This is a genomic window from Syntrophorhabdus sp. (genome assembly GCA_012719415.1).
Lineage (GTDB): Bacteria > Desulfobacterota > Syntrophorhabdia > Syntrophorhabdales > Syntrophorhabdaceae > Delta-02.
In genome coordinates, this window is record JAAYAK010000101.1 from 1 (window position 1) to 3,077 (window position 3,077).

The 3,077-nt window shown below is 57.8% G+C and carries 3 protein-coding genes; 1 reads left to right on the forward strand and 2 read right to left on the reverse strand.

What is annotated here, in order from left to right; all coding sequences use genetic code 11:
- Positions 1–947 (reverse strand): serine/threonine protein phosphatase (locus GXX82_06305; GenBank protein NLT22641.1); only part of this gene is annotated, 947 nt, incomplete at its 3' end.
- A complete protein-coding gene (locus GXX82_06310) occupies positions 934–1,956 on the reverse strand; it encodes an ABC transporter substrate-binding protein (protein ID NLT22642.1) in 1,023 nt (340 codons plus the stop codon). The genes GXX82_06310 and GXX82_06305, both read right to left, overlap by 14 nt.
- 269 nt (positions 1,957–2,225) lie before the next feature.
- Between GXX82_06310 and GXX82_06315 the strand changes: the two genes are divergently transcribed.
- Positions 2,226–3,077: DUF342 domain-containing protein (locus tag GXX82_06315; protein NLT22643.1), on the forward strand; the 852-nt coding region annotated here is incomplete at its 3' end.

Genomic DNA, 3,077 nt, shown 5'->3' on the forward strand with positions numbered 1-3,077 from the left:
CCCAGCGCCAGCACCACGTGATTGAGGTTGGTGATGTCGGCCATGAGCTCATCGTAGGGAAAGAGAACGCCCAGAGACCACCCGTTGGATTTGATGGGGACATAGGTCATGATGCAGGTCTTGCCCGTCACGGCGCTCTTCACAGAGCCTGCGGAATAACCCGTCTCTCCCCGTATCATCCTCCGTCCCGTCTCGCGCAGCATTGGATCCTTCCGCTCCTCCGCAATGGAGAAGATCGTTTCGTTCATGATGTGTTCTTTGATGGGGTGGGTGACGAACGTCCCGTTCTTTGATATCAAGAACCCGTAGCCCGATCTCAGGATCCTGATGGAGGAAACGATCTTCCTGAGCTCTTCCACGGAAATGTCCACGACGACCACGCCGGTCAGCCTTCGCGTTCCGTCCACAACCCTGTAGAAAGGAACGGCATAGGAGGACATGAGGACGCCCCCGCCCTCGCCGAAATAGGGCTCCGTCCATTGCGGCTGTTCAAGCTCCCGGGGGATCTGGTACCAATCCCAGTGGAAGTAATCGTAGAACCTGTCGAGATACTTGAAGCTTATCCCCTCGCCGTTCCTGTAGAAATAGGGAGCGAAATACTTCTTCGTCCTGTCGAAGGCGTAGGGTTCGAAGGCGACCGCCGCGCCGTATATCTCCGGATTCTTCTCCACGATGGCATAGATGACCTTGAAAAGCTCGGCCTCGTCGTAGTTCGTGTTCTCGAGAAGATATGCCGTGTTCTGGGGTACCTTCTGGGTGGACGTCAGAAGGACCTCGATCCTGCTCGTCGTGGTGGTGATGAGGTTCGCCGAGTTCTCTTCGATACCCTTCTGGATCATCCTGCGGGAGACAAGATAGTTGTAGCTGAATATGGCGGCAAAGATGGCGGCGCTGCTTAATGTGAAGAAAAGGACCAGTTTGAAGGCGATACCTTTATTTTTGAACATATCCCGCACAGGTGAAAGCGAAGGCGTCCATGCCGGGCACATCCGCGATAAGACCGCCCTCCTTCAGCTCTTTCCCCACTCTCTCGTAATCTTCCTTCTTGAGGACGCCCATCGCCGCCCGGTCACTGCCGGAGGGAATGATCACGTCCTTCATCCTTTCCAGCATCCATCGCTGGTGCACCTTGTTGGCCGGTACGTTCGCCTCGACCATGTACTTGAGGATGATATCGATGGCCTCTTCCGGGTGGTCGAAGGCCCAGCGCCAGCCCTCGAGAGAGGCGTTCACGAAGGCACACACCGCGGCAGGGTCCTTTTTAAGCGTCTCCTCCATGACGTAGATCCCATCCTCGGGAAAGTTCAGGCCGTAATCGCTGTAGAAGAACGATGTCAGCTCGTCGGCGTTGATCCCGGCATTGAGTATCGTATGATACTCGTTGTACCACATGGCCGACGCGGCGTCGACACCGTCGCGAAGAAAGAGGTTCACCGAGTATGATTGGGGGACGACCTTGACCTTTATCGCGTATTTCTTGAAGAACGCCGTCGGCTGTATGCGGAAATCGTCACCCCACAGCCCCACCTTCTTCCCTTCGAGGTCCTCCGGCCTTCTGATGCCCCGCGACTTCTTCGCTATGAGCATAAGTGATGACCGCTGCGCCACCTGGGCGATATTGACGAGCCTCACACCGCCCGAACGCTTCTGGAGGGCCGTGGAGAGCCAGATAGTGCCAACATCGGCCTCGCCATTCTCGAGAAGCTCCGATGACGGCCTGTGGGCCCCTCCCCGGAGGATCTTCACGTTGAGGCCATGCCTGGCGTAAATGCCCTTCTCGTAGGCGGCATAATAACCGGCAAACTGGGCCTGCGGACTCCACTGGGGGATGAAGGTGATCTTTTTCAAGGCAGGCTGGCCATATCCCGCCGCCGTCATGAGGATGACGACAAGACACACCAGCACTCCGGCCCACACCTTCCCGACCGCTTCCCGTTGTCCGCTTCGGTTCTTCATGATCAGTTATTATGATGATTGATAGCGAACCGGGAGTCAACACAAAAATCCCCTGCGTACCGGGGCACGGCGCGAAGCGCATTGTCTCCCGGGGTTCGCCGGGCCGGGAAAAGGCCCTCCTCGAACCACCTCGCCCCGGCGGCAACCAATGCGTCAGCCTCCGTTCCACTCCCCCGGGGGGCGGCGGGCGGACCATCTCAACAATAGCAGGACATTCTTAAGGATTTATCCGGTCGTCCGATGACAATGATACAGGGGGAGTAACGGTCATGACATCATTGCGCGAACATAACGACGTGGACAGCGACAGGCGGGACCCTTTCACGATCGAAGTGAACGAGGAAGAGGGCAGTGCCTTTGTCACCATTCACGAGGCATGGGAGCATCCCTCACTGGAAGAGGTCGTGCGGGACCTTGAAGGGCGGAACCTGCCCTACTTCATCGACAAAGCGACCATCGCAAAGGAACTGGCACGGAAGACCGCGGGCCAGCCCTTTCGTGCGGCTTTCGCAAAGGATCAGGAGTTCGAGATCAAGGTCGACGCGCCGCAGCGTGTCGCCACATTGAACCTGAAACAAGGGCACGGCGGCAGGGAAATCACCATGGTGGACATCCAGCTCAGGCTCAACGAGATGGGGATCGTCTGCGGGGTGGATCTCGACCGGGTGGTCCTCGCCCTGTCTGAAAAGACCTATGACAGACCCGTCGTGATCGCCAGGGCGAAAGAGCCCGTTCACGGAACGGACGCCGACATCGATTGCCTGTTCCCCCTCCAGTTGACGATGCACCCGAAGGAACTGGAAAACAACAAGGTGGACTTCAGGGAACTCAAGCTCATCTACGCCGCTGCTGAAGGTGATGTGCTGGCGAGGAAGATACCGGCCACGCCGGGGAAGGCGGGGATGACGGTCACGGGAAAGGAAATACCGGCAAAACCCGGCAGGGACATCGCCTTCACCGCCGGGAGGAACACCATCATCTCTCCCGATGGCAGGGAAGTCACCGCAGCCATTGCCGGGCAGCCCTTCCTGAAGGGAAGGTCCGTGTTCGTCGAGCCTGTGTACAACATCAAGGGGGACATCAACTACTCCGTCGGCAACGTCGATTTCAAGGGCAGCGTA

Coding starts and splice junctions, on each gene's coding strand:
- GXX82_06310 (NLT22642.1), bottom strand. CDS start 1,956: ATGAAGAACCGAAGCGGACAACGGGAAGCGGTCGGGAAGGTGTGGGCC.